Source organism: Microbacterium sp. PF5, assembly GCF_004794315.1.
GTDB lineage: Bacteria > Actinomycetota > Actinomycetes > Actinomycetales > Microbacteriaceae > Microbacterium > Microbacterium sufflavum.
Genome location: NZ_SSDQ01000032.1, coordinates 1 through 19,734, shown reverse-complemented (window position 1 = coordinate 19,734; position 19,734 = coordinate 1). Strand labels below are relative to the sequence as shown.

Below are 19,734 nucleotides of genomic sequence, written 5' to 3'. Positions count from 1 at the left end.
TGTACGGGTTCGGTTCGCTGCACCGGTTCAAGCAGAAGTTCCACCCGCGCTACGAGACCATGTACCTGCTGTTCCGCGACGAGAGCGACCTCACCCGGATCGGCGGCGCGCTGACGCGGGCGTTCCTGCCGGATGCCACGCTGCGGCAGTTCGCCGGTGCCGGGCTGGAACTCGTCCGCGGAGGCGGGAAGGACTGAGCCGCGGGGTGCACCGGATCACCGGGCACCCCGCGGAGCTGTCACTCGGCGGCCACGAGCTCCGCGGGCGCCGGGCCGGAGGGTGCGGGGCGCGGGCGCTTCGCGGTGTTCGCGATGTGGGCGCGTGCCACGACGATCCCCGCGACGGCCATGAGCCCGACCCCGAGCCAGTAGGGGGCGGCGTGGCTCACGGCGGTGTAGAGGGCCGCGGCGATCAGCGGCGCGACCGTGCCCATCGCTGCGTTGAGCGACTGGGTGGCGCCACCGAGCCAGCCCTGCTCGTCGTCGCCGACGGCGTTGGACATCGCGCCGTCCATGGCGGCCTGCGCGGCTCCCTGTCCGGCGGCGAGCAGCAGCGCGCCGACGATGAACAGCCACGGCTGGGCGATCAGCGTCGCGACGACCGCGAGACCGGCCAGGCCGATCGCCTGGGCGACGATGCCGCTGAGGATCACGCCGCGCTCCCCCATCCGCGGAAGCAGGATGGCCAGCAGCACGCCCTGGATGAGGATGTCGACGATCCCCACGCCCGCCGTGAGGAGCCCGATCTGCGTCGGCCCCCACTGGATGGCGTCGAGCGCGAGGATGCTGAAGTTGTTGACGAAGAAGCCGAACGGCAGCGCGAGCAGGCCGAACGCGATCATCAGGCCGCGCAGCTCCCGGCGTCCGAAGGCCTCGCGGAACACCGCGAACGGCTGCACGGCGCGCAGCGTGATCCGCGGGATGCGGTTCTCGGGCTTCAGGCTCTCCGGCAGCAGGGAGATGCTGAGGATCGCGATCACCAGGGCGACGGCGGCGGTGAGGAACACGGGCAGGCGCAGGTCGATCGCCGCGAGGAGCCCGCCGACGGCCGGGCCGATCATGGTGCCGATGCCGGTCAGCGCTCCGAGAAGGCCGAAGCGCTGTGCACGCTTCTCCGGCGGGGTGATGTCGGCGAGGTAGGCGAACAGCGCGGGCAGGTCGCCCGCCGTCAGCCCCTGGATGACACGGGCGAGCACGAGCACCCAGAGCGCTCCGCCGATGCCGAACAGGGCCATGGAGAACGCGGCGCCGAAGGCGGCGGCGATGATGACGGGCCGTCGGCCGAACCGGTCGGAGAGCCGGCCGAGGAAGGGCGCGACGAGGAAGGCGCACAGGCCGTTGACCGCTTCCAGCACGCCGACCCAGAGGGCCAGGTCGCGCTCGTGCGAGACGTACTGCAGCACGACGAACGGCAGCACGGGGAGCACCACCGTCATGCCGATGACGGTGAGCATCGTCAGCACGATGAGCATGATCCAGGCGCGGGTGGCACCACGGACCGAGGAGATGGGTGAAGTCATATCGAAAGTGTAGCGATACCAGTTTTGGCGTCAAGCCACTTTTATACCGAGCGCGGTAGCCTGGCTCTCATGACCACCCCCGCGCCCCTCGGCCGCCGCGAGCGCAAGAAGGCCGCGACCCGCAAGAACATCTCCGACGTCGCGACGAGGATGTTCCTCGAGCGCGGCTTCGACAACGTCAGCATCCGCGAGGTCGCCGACGCCGCCGACGTCTCCCCGACCACCGTCTTCGCCCACTTCCCCCAGAAGGAGGCGCTCGTCTTCGACGAGGACGACGAGCAGCGCGACCGCCTCGTCGCCGCCGTGCGCGACCGCAGGACCGGCGTCACCATCAACCGCGCGATCCATGACTTCTACGCCGCCGAGATCGGCGCCAACCTCGACGAGCACGGAGACGACGTCGCCCGCACCTTCCTGCGCTTCCTCAACGAGACGCCGGCCCTGCGCGACTACGCGGCGAAGATGTGGCTGCGGCACGAAGACGCCCTCGCCGACGCGATCGCCGAGGAGCTCGGGCTCACCGCCCCCACGGCGGAGATCCGCGTGTACTCCCGGTTCATCCTGCAGATGCAGATCCTCGTGACCGAGAGCGACGACCAGCGCGACATCCTCGAGGCCGGATTCACCGTGCTGGAGGAGGGCTGGGGCCCCGTCGAGAAGCGGCTCACCCGCGACTCCGGCTGAGCGGCTCCCTCACTCCTCGCGCGGACGACGCCGCAGGCTCTTGACGTCGGTGCGGCGGTGCTTGGCCGTGAGCCGACGCTCCCTCGATCCGCGGCTCGGCTTCGTCGCGCGGCGCGGCGGGGCGGGCGGACGCAGGGCCTCCGCGACCAGGGCGGCCAGGCGTTCGCGTGCGGCCTCCCGGTTGCGCAGCTGCGCCCGATGCTCGGACGCCGCGATCGTCAGCACCCCGCCGACGAGCCGTCCCCGCAGACGCTCCAGGATCCGCTCGCGCTGCACCGGCGACAGGACCGCGGAACCCGCGGCGTCCCACACCAGCTCCACGCGCGAGTCCGCCGTGTTCACCCCCTGTCCCCCGGGGCCGGAGGAGCGCGAGAAGCGCCACGACAGCTCGGCGTCGGGGATCGTGAGACCGGCCGTGACGCGGAGTCCGGGTCGAGGGGCGGTGGGCATCCGTCCATCATGCGCCATGTCGTGGACGCGGACGCGAACGCCTCAGGGAGTGGACGCGACGGCGGGAGTCGAACCCGCAACGCCTCCGGATATGAGCCGGGGCCCGGGACCGCCCGGATCGCCGCGATGGCACTGACGTTACCTGGCCGTGATGTTCCCCGCCAGGGTCGTTCCCTGGGATGACCCTATGAGTCCGCGGATGACGCGGGCGTGGGAGCGTCCAGCGCCCGCAGCAGTCGCTCGACCGCCTCGCGCAGCTCCGCACGGTGCGGCTCGGGGAAGCTCGTGGTGTACTCGACGCCCGCGGGGATCCAGAGCAGTCCGTACATCGCCTCCCGCCAGTCCGCGCCGCCGAAGGGCCAGCGCGTGCGGTCGGGTCCCTCCGCCGTGGCGCCCTGTCCCCACGGCCCGAACCGCTCCTGCATCTCCGCCAGCGGCAGCTCCATCACCGCGTCGGTCTCGATCTTCTGCGGCGACCACGACGCCGCGATCAGCACCCGCTCCTCGATCTCCTGCGCACTGAGCTCGCGCCGCGCGAACAGCACCCTGGTGTGCTCGACGGACGTGATGCGGTCGACGCGGAACGTGCGCCAGTCCTCGCGGTCGAGGTCCCAGCACAGGAGGAACCACTTGCGTCCGGCCGGGGCGAGGGCATGCGGCTCCACGCGCCGCACGCTCTCCTCCCCCTGCCCGTCGACGTAGCGCAGCCGCAGCCGCTCGTGGTCGCGCGTGGCGAGCGCGATCTCGCCGATGACCACGGGCGACACCACCGGTCCCGCGCCGATCCGCGGGGGCTGCACCGCCGCGGCGAGCGCGTTCACCCGCTGCCGCAGCGCCGAGGGCAGCACCTGCTCCAGCTTCGCCAGCGCGGTCAGCGTCACCTCCGCGCCACCGACGAGCTGCTGCGTGGCGGCGACCCGCAGGCCGATCGCCATCGTGACCGCCTCGTCGTCGGTCAGCAGCAGCGGCGGCACGGCGCTCCCCGCCTCCAGCCGGTAGCCGCCGGCCGATCCCGGCGTGGACTCGACGCGATAGCCCAGCTCGCGCAGGCGGTCGACGTCGCGGCGGACGGTGCGCTCGGTGACGCCCAGTCGCGAGGCGAGCTCCGTGCCCGGCCAGTGCCGGTGCGTCTGCAGCAGGTTGAGCAGGGCGAGGGCGCGGGCGGTGGTGTCGGACATGAGCTCAGATTGGCAGACGATGCGGACAGGATGTGTCCGCGTTGCTTTCTACGCTCTCTCCCATGAACGAAACCCTCATCGAGACCGAAGGCCTGACCAAGACCTTCACCGTCAAGAAGGCGCCGGTGCACGCGGTCACCGACGTCTCCTTCAGCGCCGTGCGGGGTGAGCTCGTCGCATTCCTCGGCCCGAACGGCGCCGGCAAGTCGACGACCCTCCGCATGCTCACCACCCTGATCCCGCCGTCGGCCGGCAGCGCGCGCGTGGTCGGGCACGACATCCGCACCGACGCCGCGGGCGTCCGCGCGCGCATCGGCTACGTCGGTCAGCTCACCAGCGGCAGCTTCTCCCAGCGCGTGCGCGACGAACTGCTCAGCCAGGGCGCCTTCTACGGCCTGACGAAGCGCGACAGCGTGCGGAGGGCGGACGAGCTCATCGACTCGCTCGACCTGTCGTCGTTCGCGGGCCGCACCGTGCAGCAGCTCAGCGGCGGGCAGAAGCGCCGGCTCGACATCGCCCTCGGGCTCATGCACGCACCACCCCTGCTGTTCCTCGACGAGCCCTCCACGGGGCTCGACCCGCAGAGCCGCGCGAACCTGTGGGAGCACATCCTCGACCTGCGCGCACAGCACGGCACCACGGTCTTCCTCACCACGCACTACCTGGAGGAGGCCGACCGCTACGCCGAGCGGGTCATGGTGATGGACAAGGGCCGCATCATCGCGGACGACGACGCGGCCTCGCTCAAGGCCACCCTCGCGGGCGACGTGCTCACGTTCGGGTTCGCCGACGCCGCGGAGGCCGAGCGGGCGCGCACCGTGGTCGCCCGACGGAGCCCGGCCGAGGTCGTGCGGGACGACGCCTGCCTCTCCCTCGCGGTGCCCGACGGCGACCGGCTGCTGCCCGTTGTCGTGCGGGAGCTCGACGCCGCGGGCATCGTCGTGCAGCGCGCGACCGGAGTGCCGCCCACACTCGACGACGTGTTCCTCGCCCTCACCGGGCGCACCCTGCGCGATGCGGGCGAGGGTGCAGGATCCCCCGAGTCCACGGACGAGCCCACGCCCGCCTCCACCCCGACCACGACAGGAGTCCTCTCATGACCACCACCGACACGCTCGTGCGCCCGAACCTCGCACGTGACACCCGCCACGTGCTGACGCGGGAGCTCAAGCCCGTGGTGCGGGACCCGTTCACCCTGATCTTCAGCCTGCTGCAGCCCCTGGTGTTCCTCGGGCTGTTCGCCCCGCTGCTGATCGGCCAGTCCGGACAGCCCGCGGGCGAGACCCTGTCGTGGTTCGTGCCGGGCGTGCTGGTGATGATCGTGCTGTTCGGCACCGGCGCCACCGGGTCGAACCTCCAGTACGAGATGATGACCGGCTCGCACGAGCGCACCCTCGTCGCCCCGCTCGCCCGGTCGTCCCTCCTCGTCGGCCGCGCATTGAAGGAGATCGCGCCGATCGTGGTGCAGGCCCTGGTGATCGTCCTGATCGCATGGCCGTTCGGGTTCGCGGTCGACGTCCCCGGCCTGCTGATCGGCCTCGCGCTGCTCGCCGTGTTCGGGGTGGGCCTCGGCTCGCTCTCGTACTCGCTCGCGCTCGCGACCAAAGACCGGGAGTGGCTGTTCTGGGGCGTGCAGCAGTCGCTCATCTTCCCGCTGCTCATCCTGTCGGGGATGCTGCTGCCGCTCGACGCCGCGCCGGACTGGATGCGCGCGGTCGCGACGGTCAACCCGGTGAACTGGGTCGTGCAGGCGGAGCGGGCGCTGTTCGCCGGGGACCTGGGCGACCTCACCGTGCTGTGGGGGTGGATCGCCGCACTCGCGGTGGCCACGGTCGGCCTCGTGGTGGGCGTGCGCGCCATCCGCCGCAGCAACTGACCCGCGCTCGACGCCCGCGACGGCGGCCTCGATTCTGCGGGGCCACCGCCGCGGGCATCGGGTCGCTAGCGCCGCCACCCGCCGCCGTCAAGCGCATCGACCGTGCTCCGTCGGCCCTCGTATCGTCGCCCGCACGACCACGAGCAGCAGGAGGGCCGCATGTCCGAATCGCAGCACAACGACAAGACGCCGACCACGGGCCTGGAGTCCGGGGAGCCGCAGGCGCGCCTGGAAGCCGAGGCCCGACGCGCGATCGTGACCGGCGCGGACTCGGGCATCGGCCGCGCGACCGCGGTCGCCCTCGCCGCGGCCGGCATCGACGTGGGCATCACCTGGCACAGCGACGAGGCCGGCGCCCAGGAGACCGCGGAGGAGGTGCGCAGCCACGGCGCTCGGGCCGTGGTCGCCCGCCTCGACGTGGCGGACATCCCCGCGTGCGGCGACGCGGTCGACGGCCTGATCGCCGAGCTCGGCGGGGTGGACGTGTTCGTCAACAACGCCGGAGCGGGACTGCAGACCCCGTTCCTCGACGTGACCCTCGACGAGTGGAACCGCGTGGTCGACACCGACCTCACCGGCGCGTTCGTGTGCCTGCAACGGGCGGCGCGGGCCATGGTCGCGGCCGGACGCGGTGGCCGGCTGATCGCGGTCACCAGCGTGCACGAGCATCAGCCGATGGTCGGGGCGAGCGCGTACGACGCCGCGAAGCACGGGCTCGGCGGCCTCATGAAGAACCTGGCGCTCGAACTCGGTGCGCACGGCATCAGCGCGGTGAGCGTGGCCCCCGGCGAGATCGCCACACCCATGACCGGGCAGACCGACACCGACCCGCACACGGAGGACCGCCCCGGCATCCCGCTCGGACGACCAGGGGACGCGCGCGAGGTGGCCGCACTGATCGCCTTCCTGGCCTCGCCCGAAGCCGCCTACATCTCCGGGGCCTCGGTCGTGATCGACGGCGGCATGCTGCAGATGGGCCCGCAGGCCGGCGCCGCGGTCGAGAGCCACGACTGGCGCCGCCTCTGACGCACCACGACCCGGGCGGACGAGCCGGGGCTCAGCGACGCAGCGAGTCGGCGAACGGGTTCGGCTCGAGCGTGTAGTCCGTGGACGGGTCCGCCCACGTGGAGGCGCCCTCCGGACTGCGGCGAGCGCGGACGCCGGACAGCAGCCGCACCGCCGGGGCTCCGACCGCGAGCGCGAGCCGTCCGGAGATGCTGCGGTCCTCCCGTCCGAGCACACTCGCCCGGTGCCAGGCCTCGTGCAGCGCACCCCCGCGCGCGGCGGGCACCCGGCGCGGAGGCAGCGCGCCCGCTCGGCGCAGCGCGACCAGCTCCTGCACCCGGTCCCACCAGTCCGACTCGGCGGCGGGGTGGAAATAGTTGTCGCACAGCCAGGCCGGGTGCGGGCGCCGGAAGCGTCCGGCCACGACCTCGCCCGCCCCGCCCAGCAGCCCGCTGCCGACGAACACCGTGTTGAGCAGGCTCTTGCTCACCCCGAAGCGGTCGAGCGCGATGACCGGCACCCCGTGCGCCAGCGCCTCCACGGCGGCCGTCGAGCTCACGGTGACCAGCCCGGCCGCCGTCTCCAGCGCCGTGTCCATCGGGGCGTGCGAGAACACGAGGTTCCGCGGCCGCGCGGCCCCGAAGAGCCCGGTGTAGGGCTCGCGGTCGAGGTGGGTCTCCGCCTCGCCCTGTCGCGCACGCAGCTTCACCACCACACGCCGGTCGGGGTCGGCCTCGGCGGTGCGCACCAGCAGGGCCGCGATGTCGGCCCTCGCCGCGCGATCCGCGGGCACCAGCGCCTGGGCGGCGAAGACGACGTCCGTGGCACCCGGTCGCGGCTCCGCGTCGGCCACCGGCTCCGTCGGGCGGTCGGCGAGGGCGGCCCGCGGCGCCCCTCCGGCGAGGATCCGCGCCTCGGCACGCTCCGCCCGCCTCCGGCCGCCGTACGGGCCCCGTGCGAACGGAAGGGTCGCGAGCGCCAGCGGCACCGGCACCCCGATCCGCTCCCCCAGCTCGGCGAACGCCCTGACCTCGCGGTGGGAGTGCACGATCAGCAGGTCGGTGTGACGCCGGTACTCCAGGGCCCCGCGCTGCGCCGGGATCGCCATACCGGGCAGCCCCGACACGACGACGGGCCGGTGCGCGAGCGAGTCGATCACGCCTCCGAGCAGCCGCACGAACGGCCCGCGACCGGCGAGCAGCACCGCGTCGGGCCGCTGCCGGTCCAGCCACGCCGCCACCTGCGCGAGGTCGAGCCGGGTGACATCTGTCGCCGCGACCCCGGTGCCCTCCCGCGCCGCGCGCTCCTGCTCCGCGCTCACCGTGAGGGGCGTGCGCACCAGCAGCAGCTGCGGGCGCAGACCGGGCACCGCGCCGAGCAGCGAGGCCGACCACTTCACGAACGAGTCGGCATCGGCGACCGCGACCACGCGCAGCCCGGAGGCGTCGGTCATGCCGGCACGCGACGCAGCTTGGCCATGGGGGCGCGCTCGCTGTCGAACACGCGCTTCACGCCGTCGCCCACCGCCCGCTCGATCACCCGGATGTCGCGCACCAGGTGCTCGAGTCCGGTCGGCTCCAGCGACGCGGCGTGGTCGGAGCCCCACATCGTCCGGTCGAGCGTGATGTGCCGTTCGACCGCGACGGCGCCCATCGCGACCGCGGCGAGCGAGATCTGCAGGCCGCGCTCGTGGCCCGAGTATCCGACGGGGATGCCGGGGTAGCGGTCGCGGAGGGTCGCGATGACCCGCAGGTTCGCCTCCTCCGGCTCCAGCGGATACGTCGAGGTCGCGTGCATCAGCACGACCCGGTCGGTGCCGAGGGTGTCGAGGGCGCGGTCGATCTGCTCGATCGTGGACATGCCGGTGGAGAGGATCACGGGCTTGCCCGTCTCGCGCAGCGCGGTCAGCAGCTCGGTGTCGGTCAGGCTCGCGGAGGCGACCTTGTGCGCCACGACGTTCAGTTCCTCCAGGAACGCCACGCTCGGCACATCCCACGGCGACGCGAACCAGTCCAGCCCGAGCAGCGTGGCGTGGTCGCCGATCTCGACGTACTCGTCGCGGCCGAACTCGACCCGGCGCCGGTAGTCGAGATAGCTCATGACACCCCACGGCGTCTCCCGCGGTACATCGCGCATGTGCTCCGGCGTGGAGATCTCGGGGGTGCGCTTCTGGAACTTGACCGCGTCGGCCCCCGCCCGCGCCGCGACGTCGATCAGTCGCTTGGCGATGTCCACGTCGCCGTTGTGGTTGAGGCCGATCTCCGCGATGACGTAGGCCGGACGGCCGCCGCCGATCACACGCGAGCCGATGCTGACAGTCATGAATCCTCCGGTCGTCGAGCGGGTTGCCGCCGTCCTTCCTGAGTACGCGCCGCGGGTGAACGGCCCTCGACCGGAGGGTTACCGGGGGCGGTCAGCTCGACAACACGCGTTCGACGAGCTCCCTGACCGCACCGTCTCCCCCGCGGCGGTGCAGCACGACCCTGGCCTCGGCCCGCACGAGCGGGTGCGCGTCGGCGACGGCGACCGGCCACCCGACGATGCGCATCGCCGGGAGGTCGTTCACGTCGTTGCCGAGGTACGCGATGTCGGCGAGCGGCATGCCCTGCTCCTGCGCCCACCGCCGCAGCGCGTCCTCCTTGTCGTCGATGCCGTGCAGCACGGGGACGCGCAGCTTGTCGGCCCTCGCCCGCACGACCGGGTTGACCTCGGTGGAGAGGATCAGCATCGGCACGCCGGCGCGGCGCAGCAGCGCGACGCCCATGCCGTCCTCCCGGCTCACCCGTACCCGCTCCCCTCCGTCGGCGTCGACGATCGCGGTGTCGTCGGTGTGGACGCCGTCGAAGTCGGTGACCACCGCGCGCACCGGGATCCGCGCGGGAGTCTCACGCAGGGCCGCCAAGGCCCGCGCCGCCGCGAGCTGCTCCGCGTCGTCGATCTCGATCGCGCTCCACTCGGGCACCGCGATGATGCGGGTGCGGCCGAAGAAGCGGTGCCGGCTGCGGCGGAACCCGTCCGCCCGGAACACGTAGAACGCCCCGGTCTCGAGGTGATGCGGCTCACGGTCCTGGCGCCGTGGACGGTGGCTCGCGTCGTGGTTGAGCGCCTCCGCCTCCCCGTCGGGCCCCGTGCGCCACAGGAAGCCGTACGTCTCGACGGCCGCGAACGCGCTGTCGGCCGTGCCCTCCCGCACGGCCTCGACGGCGGCGGACAGCTCCACGCTCGGCACGAAGGGCGACGTGCCCTGCACGAACGCGACGACCGCGAACGACTCTCCCCGGCGCTCGAGCTCGTCGAGCGCGTGGAGGATCGCCGCCTCGGACGACGCGGTGTCGCCCGACAGCTCCGCGGGGCGCCGGACGATGCGCGCGCCCGCGGCCTCCGCGACCGCCGCGATCTCGTCGTCGTCGGTGGAGACCACGACCGCGTCGATGCCCGCGGCGGCCGTTGCCGCGTGCACGGCCCTGGCCACGAGCGGCACCCCGCCCACGCGCTCCAGGTTCTTGCGCGGGATCTGCTTCGACCCGCCGCGCGCCGGGATGATCGCCACCGTCCGCGGCGCTCCCTCGTCTGTCTGCTGCATGCTCGTCATCCTCCCCGGATCTCCCGCCACGCGCGACCGGCGCGACGCCGTGCCCCGATCGCCGTCAGCCGCCACTCCTCGATCCGCCCGATGCCGCCCGCGGGGTGCCGCAGGCGCTGTCGCAGGGTCGCGGGCGCGGCGCCGGGCAACCGCAGCTGCGTGAGGCGTTCCGCCGAGAAGTACCGGCGGCGCTCGTCATCGTCGAGGTCGCGCAGGAACTCCTCCGCGCGCTCCCGCAGGTGCTCGGCGACGAGCGGCTGCATGGCATAGCCGACCGCATCGACGAGGCGCTGCAGCTCGGGCGGCTCCGGGCGCAGGGCGTCGGGGCGGGTGAGGGCGTCGACGATCGTGAGCGGGATGCGGTTGCTGTTCTCGAACGGAGCGAGCGTGCCGAGCAGGTCCGCGGTCCCGGCGGCACCGATGTCGCGGCCGAACACCGTGTGCACGGTCGGCAGCGCGGTGGAGAACGCCGCGACCACGGCCCGCGCATCGAGGCGTTCGGCCGCCAGTTCCGCGGGCCCCGTGCCGCGGTGCTCCTCGAACGCCATGCCGAGCGACTGCGCCCTGGCACGGACGGCATCGGCGAGCAGGGGTGGCGCCGCCGGATGGGGCTTGAACACGATGCGCTCCGGCTCCCACGCGGCCGCCCGGTCGACCAGGCTCTGCTGCAGCGCGATCTCCTGCGCCGGTGTCTGCAGCCCGAGCGCCGACAGGTACTGCCCGAGCACCAGCACGGTGGACGGTCCCGGCTCCGGGTCCGCCGGCACCTCCGGCACCTCCGGCGTCGCGGTCTCGCGCAGCGCCGCCGCGAAGGCCGCGGGCGGCACCGGCACGGTCTCGGCGGTCGGCGACGCGACGAGCGGACGCACGCCGGGCACGACGTCGGCGTAGACCACACGGCCGATCCGTGCCGTCACGGTGTGCGGCAGCCGCACCCGCATCGGCGCATACGTCATGAGGCCGTCGCCCACGATCGTGAGACGCGCGTCGGGGAACAGCCCGAACAGCGTCCGCGCCGGAGCGACCTGCGGGCTCTGCACGCACAGCTCCAGGTCGCGGGGGTCGATGCCCCAGGCCCGGGCGATCAGCCGACCGAGCACGGGCAGTTCGCCCTCCGGGGGCTCCCACGCGCTGGGGTGCAGCGGGCCGAGGAGGTCTCCCAGCGGCTCGATGCGGTCGAACCGGGCGCGCAGCCGACTCAGGGCCGGGTCGGCGTCGATGCCGACCGCGAGCTCGGGCACGCGCGACGAGGTGAACGGCACCAGCACCTGCTCGGGGCGCGCGGCGGTCGACCCATCGAGGAGGCCGCTGTCGATCGCGGCGACGGCGGTCGCGAGACCGTAGGCGCTGTGCAGCGCGAAGACCCGCGTCACGGCGTGTGCCCCGCACGTCGGAGCGTGCGCGCGAGCACGCGGCGCCGGGGCGCGTCGAGCCGCTCGACCACCGCGGCGACCTCCGGCGCGGGGAGACCGCGGAGCAGCTCGCGGATGCGCGACCGCATCTCCGCGCGCACCGGCGGCGACATGCGCCGCGAGCGCACCAGGTGGTGAGAGCTGAGCGCGAGCGCGGTCCACACGGCCTTGGGCAGGAAGCGCTCGGCGTCGCGGTCGCGCTGCGCCAGGGCGACGACCTGGGACAGGGCCTCGGCGAAGTCGAGCTGCCGCCGGTCGGCGATCTGGGTGAGCGAGCCCACGACGCCGCGGCGGTAGAGCAGTGCCGGAGCGTCGACGACCGCGAACGACGAGGCCTCCAGGTGCAGCCGCCAGATCCACGGCCGGTCCTCCGCGGTGAACAGTCCGGGCGGGAACCCGGCCAGGCCCCGGTCGAGGAGGCGGCGGTGGAACAGCCCGGCCCAGGCGTACGGGTAGTCGACCATGGTCGGCTCGTCGGCGGGCAGGATGGCGCTCCGCGGCGGGGCGACGGTCTCGCGCCAGGGGAACGGCGCGCGCACCAGCGTGCGGCGGGTGCCGGTGACGGTCACGTGATCGGTGCGGACGAAGTCGCAGCGCAGCGCGCGCAGGCGAGAGGCCAGCACGGCCAGCCGCCGCGGCTGCAACCAGTCGTCGCCGTCGAGGAAGCAGAACGCCTCGCCCTCGACGAGCGCGAGACCCTGGTTGCGGGCGCTCGCCAGGCCGCGCGGCGTCGGGTTGTGCACCACCCTGGCGCGCGGGAACCGGTCGGCGTAGTGCTGCATGAGCGCGCGCGTGTCGTCGCGGGAGCCGTCGTCGATCGCCACGAGCTGCAGATCGTGCGGGTCGTCGAACTGCCGGGTGAGGGTCTCGAGGGTCGTCCCGATGTAGGGTCCGGCGTCCTTCGCGGGAAGGATGACGGTGACGAGGGGCGTGCGCACGGAACTCCCGGGGTGGGCGGTGTGCGGAGATCGTCGCAGTCGCGCGTGTCCGGTCGGCGACGCCACGGTGAACGGCGGGTGACGCGAGGCGCGGCAGGCACAACGCTGAGGTGTGGTCCGCACCCGAACGAACCACACCCCCAGTGCGTTGCACTGCCGGGTGCGAGCACCCGGGAATCCGACACCGTGCGGTGCCGGCCCACCCCGCGGTTTACTGGCCCCCACCAGCGGGCCGAGGGGTGTGCGTCGAGAGCGACTCCATGAAGATCAACACTCAACACGTAACATGATACATACCTCTCCACGAGATGCCGAATCGATGCGGGGAGCCGCGTCGATTGGCGCGGTCACCCGGCATCCGCGACCATGGACCCCATGCTCTGGCCGTTCGGAACGATCTGGCGACCGGTGCGACGGCGCCGCCGGAGCACCGGGATCGACCTGCGCTGGCTGTCCGCGCGCACGTGGACAGAGCGCTGGTATCCCCAGGGCATCGACGTGGGCCGGCTGCGCGGACGACGCACGCTCGCGGTGAGCTGGTTCCGCCAGGACAGGGCGGGCCGCCACCTCGCCTCCCGGGTCACGATGATCGACCTCGACCGGTCGCGTCACCTCGACGTGGTGCTCGCCGTCCCCGGGGAGGACGGCCGCCTGGAGCCCGCCCCGATCCACGCCGGCGGCCTCGCGTGGTTCGACGACCGCTTGTTCGCGGCGGCCACGGGCCAGGGGATCTGGGAGTTCGACCTGGCGCGGCTCCGCCGGGTGCGCGGCTCCGACGCCCACCGCCTGGCCGGGAGCCGCCGCCGCGGCGGTCGCAGCACCGTGCTCGTCGCCGTGCGCACGGCGCAGCACCCGGTCGACCTCCGCTGCTCGTTCCTCGGGCGGGTGTTCACGGCCGACGGCACTCCCCTGCCCCGTGTGCTCATCGGCGAGTACCGCGGGAACGACCGCGGCGTGGTCGGCGAGTTCGACATCCCGAGCGCCGCGCAGCCCCGCTTCGTGGAGCGCGACCGGGTCGCGCCCGGCCTCCGGCACCTGCAGGGCGCCGTGCGCTGGGGTGAGACGCGCTTCGTGTCCCAGTCCGATCTGCTGCACCCCGGAGCCCTGTGGACCGATCGCGACGGTTCCTGGCGGCGACACCCCGTCCCGCTGCCCGCCGGATGCGAAGACCTCGCCCTCGACCCCGAGGCGGGGGTGCTGTGGACGCTCGGCGAGCACCCGTGGCGACGCGTCGTCCGCGGCATCCCCTTCTCCGCGCTCGACCTCCCCGGGTGAGCGGCGGCGGCTGGCACATCGGCGGGCGAACGTAGACTGAGGGAGTGAAGAAGCCCGCCCCCCTCCTCGTCTACACCGTGCTGCGCCTGCTGGCATTCCTCGTCCCGCTGGCGATCCTGTGGTTCTTCTTCCCGATCTTCCGCGAGTTCTGGTGGCTCGCCGCCATCTTCGCCGCCCTCATCGGGGCGAGCATCTCGATGCTGTTCCTGCGCACGCCGCTGTCCGACGCCTCGGCGCGTCTGCATGAGCGGCGCGAGGGCCGCGTGTCGGGTCAGCAGGCCGATGCCGATGCGGAGGACGAGGCGATCGACGCCGCCCCCGACGAGACGCGCCGCGACTGAGCGCTCCCGCGGTCAGCCGACGGACGCGGAGATCGCGACGGACGCCCGGATCACGACGGACGCCGAGATCAGCCGACGAACGCCGAGATCAGCCGACGGACGCCGAGATCAGCCGACGAACGCCCAGAACAGCGCGCCCGCGTAGAGCAGCGACGTGAGCGAGGTCAGGGCCAGCGCCGTCACCAGCTCCCGCGGCTGACGGTACGTCCAGACGATCAGCACAGCGGGCAGCCCCGCCAGCAGCGCGAGCAGCGCGATCCACGCGATCGGGAACAGCAGCGCCAGGAACACCGCGATCCCGAACGGCGCGAGGACGAACAGGGTGAACAGCACCTGGGTCGCACGCCGCCCGATCAGCACCGTGAGCGTGCGCTTGCCGACGGCGCGGTCCTGCTCGATGTCGCGGAGGTTGTTCGCCAGCAGCACCGCGCACGCGAACAGGCCGGCCGCGATCGCCCCGAGCCACGCCTGCTGCGGGAGCGCGAAGATCTGCACCCACGTGGTGCCGAGCGTCGCCACGAGCCCGAAGAACACGAAGACGAACACCTCGCCCAGGCCGTAGTAGCCGTAGGGTCGCTTGCCGCCCGTGTAGAACCACGCCGCGACGATGCACGCGGCGCCGATGGCCAGCATCCACCACTGCTCCGTGCGCACCACGATCGCGAGGCCGACCGCCGCGGCGAGCGCGAAGAACACGAGCCCGATGATCAGCACGGTGCGCGGCTTCACCCGCCCGGAGGCCGTCAGCCGCGCCGGACCGACACGGTGGGCGTCGGTGCCGCGGACCCCGTCGCTGTAGTCGTTCGTGAAGTTCACGCCGATCTGCAGCAGCACCGCGACCGCGAGGCACGCGAGGGCGATGACCCAGTGGAACTCGGGCCCCGTGCTGCGCGCGGCGCCCGTGCCGATCACGACCGGCGCGACCGCCAGCGGCAGGGTGCGCAGTCGCGCGGCACCGATCCAGTCGGAGACGGTGACCGGACCGGCCTCGACCGCGGGCCGCTTGGCCGGGTTTCCGCTGGTGTGCGGTCGGGTTCGGGTGCCGCTCTTCTTCTTGCGCCGGGAGGATGCTGCCACGCTCGAAATCCTAGTCCGCGCGGCGCGGGGACCCTCAGCGGTGCGGGTTGCTGTCCTTGCCGTCGAGCCACAGGGTGTCGGACGCATCGCTGTGGGAGCCTCCCGTGCCGACGTGCTTGTCGCTGATCTTCGGTCCCTTGAGGATGACGTGGGTCATGGCCTGCGCGTGACCGTGGCCGAGGCCGTACTCCTGCTTGAGCCACGTGAGCACGACCGTGGACTTCGTGCCCTCGTCGAAGCCCTGGGCGCGGGCGAGCTCGATGAACTGGCGGGGCGTGAGCCCGGTCTGGGTCTCGACCTTGTCGAGGTAGGCCTGGAAGGACATGGGTTCTCCTGATCAGTCGTTGTCGAGGAAGGTCTGGACGATGGTGGCGGAGGCGTGGATGCACAGGATGCGCAGCAGCCCGTCCCCCGCGTTCGTGAAGCCGTGCGGCGTGAAGGCGGCGACCGTGGCGGTGTCGCCCGGTCCGGCGAGGAGGATCCGGTCGCCGACGCGGAGGCGGACGGTCCCCTCCAGCACCACCCAGGTCTCCGAGTACGGGTGCCAGTGCAGCCCTGGACCCTCGCCCGGCTGATTCTCGACGAAGAAATAGGAGACGTCGGCGCCGTGCTCGGCCCCGACGAACCGGCGGCTGCGGCCGGTGCCGATGCGGAGGACGGCGTCGCGGACGAGCGACGAGGGAGCGGGTGCGGTGGTCATGTGCCCAGTCTCGACAGCGCACCCGCGGGCCCCTAGTGTTTCGATGTGGATCGAAACTCAACGCCCATCGAGGGGCGGGAGCATCCTGACCACCGGGTCGAGTTCCACCTGAGTCCCGGTGACATGGAGGCGGTGCGCTTCGGTGTCTCCCCCGGCCACGAACTGGCCCACGCCGTCCGCGCCCTCCTCCGCCCGGCGGCGCATCCGCTCCAGTGGGGGTGGCTGCGCGTCGTGCGCGAACGGCTGCCGCGCGACGGCTTCGCGCTGCTCGCCGCGGTGATCGGCGACGACGGCTACCTGCCCGACTTCCTCACCACGACCCCGCGGTGGGACCTCACCCCGGAGGCGGAGCTCGCGGCGCTCCGCACGACCGCGCTGGAGCCCATGCGCGTGGACCTCGGGAAGATGGTGCAGCGCTCCGCCGGCCGTCGACGCGAGGCGCTGCGGGACATGCGGGACGATCCGGCGCGGGCCAGGGCGCGGATCGCCGACGCCTGGTCGGAGCTGTGGGAGGTGGCGCTGCACCCGGTCTGGCCGCAGCTCGAACGACTCCTGCGCGCAGACATCGCGGTGCGGGCGCGCGCGATCGCCACGTCGGGCATCGCGGGGATGGCGAGCGACCTGCATCGGCAGGTGTCGTGGGGCGACGGCGCCGTGCGGGTGTCGCTGCGGCGGCACAGCGAGCGCGTCGACTGCCGCGGCAGCGGACTGGTGCTCGTGCCCTCCGTGATGTCGTCGTGGGGATGCATGGTGCTCACCGAGCCGCCCGCGCAGCCGACCCTCTTCTATCCGGCCCGCGGGGTCACGGCCGGGTGGGCGCGCGACACCACCGAGGTCGAGTCGGCCCTGGGCGCCCTGCTCGGCCCGGCCCGCGCCGGCATCCTGCTGCGGGCGGGCGCCGAGCGCACCACGTCTCAGGTCGCCGCGGAGGCCGGGATCGCGGTGTCGACGGCGTCGCACCACCTGACCGTGCTGCGGGAGTCGGGGCTGATCGCGAGCGAGCGCCGCGGCAGCCGCATGCTGCACCTGCGCACCCCGCTCGGCGAGGCCGTGGTCGGCGCGGCGCTCTGACGCGGGCGGGTCAGCGGGCGGTCGTTCGACGGCGCAGACCGCGGCGACGCGACGCGGATGCCGGCCGACGGTGCGCGCTGCGGCGGTGGGCTACTCCCCGGCGCCGACCGGGATGATCGGGCGGTGCTCGTAGTAGGTCTGCAGCACCACCGTCGTGCGGGTGCTCACGTTGGCGGCGAGCCGGACGTCGCGCACGAGCTGCTCCAGGTCGCGGGGGGTCGGAACGCGGACGAACAGCATGTAGCTCGCCTCTCCCGCGATGGAGTGGCAGGCCTCGATCGCGTCGAGGTGCTCGAGAAGCTCCGGCGCGTTGTCGGGCTGGGCGGGGTCGAGCGGGGTGATCTCGATGAACGCCGACAGCGGAGTGCCCACCTGCTCCGGATCGAGGATCGCTCGGTAGCCGGAGATCACCCCGCGCGTCTCCAGGCGGCGCAGGCGGGACTGCACGGCGGAGACCGAGAGGCCGACGGCCTCGGACAGCTGGGACAGCGTGGCGCGGCCGTCGCGGGAGATCGCGGCCAGGATCGCGCGGTCGACAGAATCATCCATAGCTGTAAGATTATCGTCAGGATTCCGTATTCGCCGGAATCTTTCCGTTAAACACTGCGATCGGAGGTTCCGATGTCCCTCGTTTCCGCCAACAGTTCCGCTGTCCAGGCCATCGTCGGCGAACCCGAGGTCGTCGAGGACGCGTCGACCGCGGAGCAGTCCGCCGCCTGGACCCAGCTGAAGTCGGCCGCCATCGCGCTGCGCGAGCTGCAGATCAAAGACGGCTCGATCCCCGAGGCCGCGCACCACGACGACGCCCGCGCGCTCGTCGGCGCGATCACCGCGAGCATCCAGGCCCTTGCCCCCGCCTTCCCGCACGATGCCGACTACCTCGCCGCGTCCGTCGCCGACTTCGAGCGGTGGGCGTCGGAGGACTTCGGCGTGCCGGACTTCCTCGACTCCCTCGTGGCCTTCCAGCCGCAGCAGCACCGCATCGACGGCATCCGCCACCTCGTGGTCTTCCCGATGTACACCCAGAACGGCTCCAGCGACCGCCTGGTCGAGGCGCTGATCGTCGAGACCATCTGGCCCGAGTTCATCGCCGCGCTCGAGGCCGGCGACTACGGCAACAAGTTGTTCGTCTCGCTGCGACTCGTCGACTTCACCCCGGGCTACGATACCAACTCCGCCGTGCTGTTCCCCGAGACCGTCGCCATGCGCGAGATCCCGACGTTCACGTGGGGCGCCATCTTCCAGGACCGCGAGGCCGCCCGCTACCGCCGGGTCGTCCGCGCCGCCGCCGGGATCACGAACCTGGAGCTGCCAGAGCGCGCCGCCGCGATGCTCGACGACCAGGAGATGGCCGAGAAGACGTTCGTGATGTGGGACATCATCCACGACCGCACGCACATGCGCGGCGACCTGCCGTTCGACCCGTTCATGATCAAGCAGCGGATGCCGTTCTTCCTCTATTCGCTGGAGGAGATGCGCTGCGACATGACCGCGTTCCGCGAGTCGGTCAAGATCGAGCGCGCCCTCGACGCCCGCGTGGCGGCGGGCGAGGAGCTCACCGAGACCGAGCGCGAGATGCACGAGTACGCGCACCTGGTGCAGTACGCCGTGATCTTCGACCGCATCTTCCGCTTCGCGATCACCGGCACCCGCGTCCGCAACTACGACGCGGTGGGCGGCCAGCTGCTGTTCGCATGGCTGCACCAGCGCGGCGTGCTGCACTGGACCGACACGGCCCTGGCGTTCGACTGGGACAGCGTGCCCGACGCGGTCGTGGCGCTGGGTGATGCGATCGACGACCTGTACTGGCACTCGATCGACCGTCCGAAGGTCGCGCACTGGCTCGCCGCCTACGACCTCGTGCGCGGCACCCTCACCCCGCACCCCGCCTCGCAGTGGGCACGCGGACTCTCGGACGAGATCCTCGCCGGCGCCCCGAAGGGCTACACCGACGCGGTGATGGACGACGAGTTCCCCCTGTCGATGTTCTTCGAGACGCTCGACAAGAAGATGAAGCCCGTCATCGAATCGACGGTCGGCATCCGCGGCACGGACGACTGATCCCCACCGCCACCGTTGTGACGCTGGGGCGCACAGCCTCTGCGGCCGGAGACCCGAATCCGGGTCCGGCCGCAGAGGCCTTCTCGGCAGGAGGAGAGTGATCGCATGACCGACACCACGCCGCACGGACCGCGCGGACGCACCGTGCTCCTGGCCGGGGCCACCAGCGCCGCGGGACTCGCCGTCACCCGGGCCCTGCACGACGCCGGCGCGCGGGTGGTCGCGACCGGCCGCTCGGCCGAGCGCCTCACCCCTCTCGCCGACGCGGGAGCCGAGACCCGGGTGGCCGATGCGACCTCCCTCGCGGAGATGACCGCGCTCGCGGAGCAGCTCGGACCCGTCGATGCCGTGGTGCCCCTGGTGGGCGGCTGGCGCGGCGGCGGAGGTCTCGCGGGACAGAGCGACGAGGACTTCGACGCGCTGCTCCCGGCGCTCGAGGCGGTGCGGGCGACCAGCCGGGCCTTCGATGCGGCCCTGCGCGCCTCGCCGGCCGGGCGGTTCGCGGTCGTGTCGTCGACGGCGTCGTCGACGCAGGTGTTGCCCTTGTTGTAGCCGGTGTGCCCT

22 protein-coding genes and 1 tRNA gene are annotated in these 19,734 nt (G+C 72.8%); 10 read left to right on the top strand and 13 right to left on the bottom strand.

All coding sequences use genetic code 11. The features are described from left to right. A partial coding sequence (locus DW297_RS01120) for a hypothetical protein (RefSeq protein ID WP_136028669.1) occupies positions 1 to 197 on the top strand: 197 nt, incomplete at its 5' end. Positions 198 to 238: 41 nt separating this feature from the next. Here DW297_RS01120 and DW297_RS01115 read toward each other — a convergent pair. Continuing rightward, entirely contained in the window at positions 239 to 1,519 is a 1,281-nt protein-coding gene (locus tag DW297_RS01115; protein ID WP_240744482.1) for an MFS transporter, read from the bottom strand. A 69-nt stretch (positions 1,520 to 1,588) separates the two neighbouring features. Between DW297_RS01115 and DW297_RS01110 the strand changes: the two genes are divergently transcribed. Then, entirely contained in the window at positions 1,589 to 2,203 is a 615-nt protein-coding gene (locus DW297_RS01110) for a TetR/AcrR family transcriptional regulator (protein ID WP_136028668.1), read from the top strand. A 9-nt stretch (positions 2,204 to 2,212) separates the two neighbouring features. Here DW297_RS01110 and arfB read toward each other — a convergent pair whose 3' ends face one another. From arfB to DW297_RS01100, 3 genes are all read right to left on the bottom strand, one after another. Further along, on the bottom strand, positions 2,213 to 2,653 hold the full coding sequence (gene arfB / locus DW297_RS01105; protein WP_136028667.1) for an alternative ribosome rescue aminoacyl-tRNA hydrolase ArfB: 441 nt from the start codon (positions 2,651 to 2,653) through the stop codon (positions 2,213 to 2,215). 50 nt (positions 2,654 to 2,703) lie between these two features. After that, positions 2,704 to 2,779 (bottom strand) — tRNA-Met (locus tag DW297_RS18695). A 59-nt stretch (positions 2,780 to 2,838) separates the two neighbouring features. Continuing rightward, on the bottom strand, positions 2,839 to 3,831 hold the full coding sequence (locus tag DW297_RS01100) for a helix-turn-helix transcriptional regulator (protein ID WP_136028666.1): 993 nt from the start codon (positions 3,829 to 3,831) through the stop codon (positions 2,839 to 2,841). 62 nt (positions 3,832 to 3,893) lie between these two features. Between DW297_RS01100 and DW297_RS01095 the strand changes: the two genes are divergently transcribed. From DW297_RS01095 to DW297_RS01085, 3 genes are all read left to right on the top strand, one after another. Beyond that, the gene (locus DW297_RS01095; RefSeq protein ID WP_136028665.1) at positions 3,894 to 4,931 is read left to right on the top strand and encodes an ABC transporter ATP-binding protein; all 1,038 of its coding nucleotides are present in this window, start codon (positions 3,894 to 3,896) and stop codon (positions 4,929 to 4,931) included. Next, positions 4,928 to 5,707, top strand: coding sequence for an ABC transporter permease (locus DW297_RS01090; RefSeq protein WP_136028664.1), 780 nt, complete (start codon positions 4,928 to 4,930; stop codon positions 5,705 to 5,707). Before DW297_RS01095 ends, DW297_RS01090 begins: the two co-directional genes overlap by 4 nt. A gap of 159 nt (positions 5,708 to 5,866) precedes the next feature. After that, complete coding sequence (locus tag DW297_RS01085; protein WP_136028663.1) at positions 5,867 to 6,733, top strand: SDR family oxidoreductase; 867 nt, start codon at positions 5,867 to 5,869, stop codon at positions 6,731 to 6,733. A gap of 31 nt (positions 6,734 to 6,764) precedes the next feature. Here DW297_RS01085 and DW297_RS01080 read toward each other — a convergent pair whose 3' ends face one another. The 5 genes from DW297_RS01080 to DW297_RS01060 all read right to left on the bottom strand — a co-directional run bounded on the left by DW297_RS01080 (position 6,765) and on the right by DW297_RS01060 (position 12,645). Continuing rightward, a complete protein-coding gene (locus DW297_RS01080; protein WP_136028662.1) occupies positions 6,765 to 8,165 on the bottom strand; it encodes a DUF6716 putative glycosyltransferase in 1,401 nt (466 codons plus the stop codon). Next, positions 8,162 to 9,034 carry an N-acetylneuraminate synthase family protein gene (locus DW297_RS01075; protein ID WP_136028661.1) on the bottom strand — a complete coding sequence of 291 codons (873 nt, stop codon included), beginning with the start codon at positions 9,032 to 9,034 and terminating at the stop codon, positions 8,162 to 8,164. The genes DW297_RS01080 and DW297_RS01075 overlap by 4 nt, the downstream gene beginning before the upstream one ends. Positions 9,035 to 9,125: 91 nt before the next feature. Beyond that, on the bottom strand, positions 9,126 to 10,295 hold the full coding sequence (locus tag DW297_RS01070) for an acylneuraminate cytidylyltransferase (RefSeq protein ID WP_136028660.1): 1,170 nt from the start codon (positions 10,293 to 10,295) through the stop codon (positions 9,126 to 9,128). Between the two features lie 5 nt (positions 10,296 to 10,300). Then, a complete protein-coding gene (locus DW297_RS01065) occupies positions 10,301 to 11,668 on the bottom strand; it encodes a polysialyltransferase family glycosyltransferase (RefSeq protein ID WP_136028659.1) in 1,368 nt (455 codons plus the stop codon). After that, the gene (locus DW297_RS01060; protein WP_136028658.1) at positions 11,665 to 12,645 is read right to left on the bottom strand and encodes a glycosyltransferase family 2 protein; all 981 of its coding nucleotides are present in this window, start codon (positions 12,643 to 12,645) and stop codon (positions 11,665 to 11,667) included. The genes DW297_RS01065 and DW297_RS01060 overlap by 4 nt, the downstream gene beginning before the upstream one ends. A gap of 375 nt (positions 12,646 to 13,020) precedes the next feature. On the opposite strand from DW297_RS01060, the gene DW297_RS01055 reads away from it, so the two are divergent. Then, entirely contained in the window at positions 13,021 to 13,920 is a 900-nt protein-coding gene (locus DW297_RS01055) for a hypothetical protein (protein ID WP_136028657.1), read from the top strand. A gap of 44 nt (positions 13,921 to 13,964) precedes the next feature. Next, positions 13,965 to 14,261, top strand: a complete 297-nt coding sequence (locus DW297_RS01050) for a DUF4229 domain-containing protein (protein WP_136028656.1) — start codon at positions 13,965 to 13,967, stop codon at positions 14,259 to 14,261. 108 nt (positions 14,262 to 14,369) lie between these two features. Here DW297_RS01050 and DW297_RS01045 read toward each other — a convergent pair whose 3' ends face one another. The 3 genes from DW297_RS01045 to DW297_RS01035 are packed head-to-tail and all read right to left on the bottom strand — an operon-like array spanning position 14,370 to position 16,038. Further along, complete coding sequence (locus DW297_RS01045) at positions 14,370 to 15,338, bottom strand: 1,4-dihydroxy-2-naphthoate polyprenyltransferase (protein WP_136028655.1); 969 nt, start codon at positions 15,336 to 15,338, stop codon at positions 14,370 to 14,372. A 34-nt stretch (positions 15,339 to 15,372) separates the two neighbouring features. Further along, entirely contained in the window at positions 15,373 to 15,663 is a 291-nt protein-coding gene (locus tag DW297_RS01040; RefSeq protein ID WP_136028654.1) for a DUF4287 domain-containing protein, read from the bottom strand. A 12-nt stretch (positions 15,664 to 15,675) separates the two neighbouring features. Next, a complete protein-coding gene (locus DW297_RS01035) occupies positions 15,676 to 16,038 on the bottom strand; it encodes a cupin domain-containing protein (RefSeq protein WP_136028653.1) in 363 nt (120 codons plus the stop codon). Positions 16,039 to 16,083: 45 nt separating this feature from the next. Here DW297_RS01035 and DW297_RS01030 point away from each other — a divergent pair, with 45 nt between their 5' ends. Then, the gene (locus DW297_RS01030) at positions 16,084 to 17,109 is read left to right on the top strand and encodes an ArsR/SmtB family transcription factor (protein WP_206252838.1); all 1,026 of its coding nucleotides are present in this window, start codon (positions 16,084 to 16,086) and stop codon (positions 17,107 to 17,109) included. Positions 17,110 to 17,199: 90 nt separating this feature from the next. Here the strand turns inward: DW297_RS01030 and DW297_RS01025 are convergent, their stop codons facing one another. After that, on the bottom strand, positions 17,200 to 17,658 hold the full coding sequence (locus tag DW297_RS01025) for an Lrp/AsnC family transcriptional regulator (RefSeq protein ID WP_136028652.1): 459 nt from the start codon (positions 17,656 to 17,658) through the stop codon (positions 17,200 to 17,202). 72 nt (positions 17,659 to 17,730) lie between these two features. Between DW297_RS01025 and DW297_RS01020 the strand changes: the two genes are divergently transcribed. Continuing rightward, positions 17,731 to 19,170, top strand: a complete 1,440-nt coding sequence (locus DW297_RS01020; RefSeq protein WP_136028651.1) for a DUF6421 family protein — start codon at positions 17,731 to 17,733, stop codon at positions 19,168 to 19,170. Between the two features lie 105 nt (positions 19,171 to 19,275). After that, a complete protein-coding gene (locus DW297_RS01015) occupies positions 19,276 to 19,722 on the top strand; it encodes an SDR family NAD(P)-dependent oxidoreductase (protein ID WP_136028650.1) in 447 nt (148 codons plus the stop codon). Positions 19,723 to 19,734 lie beyond the last annotated feature (12 nt).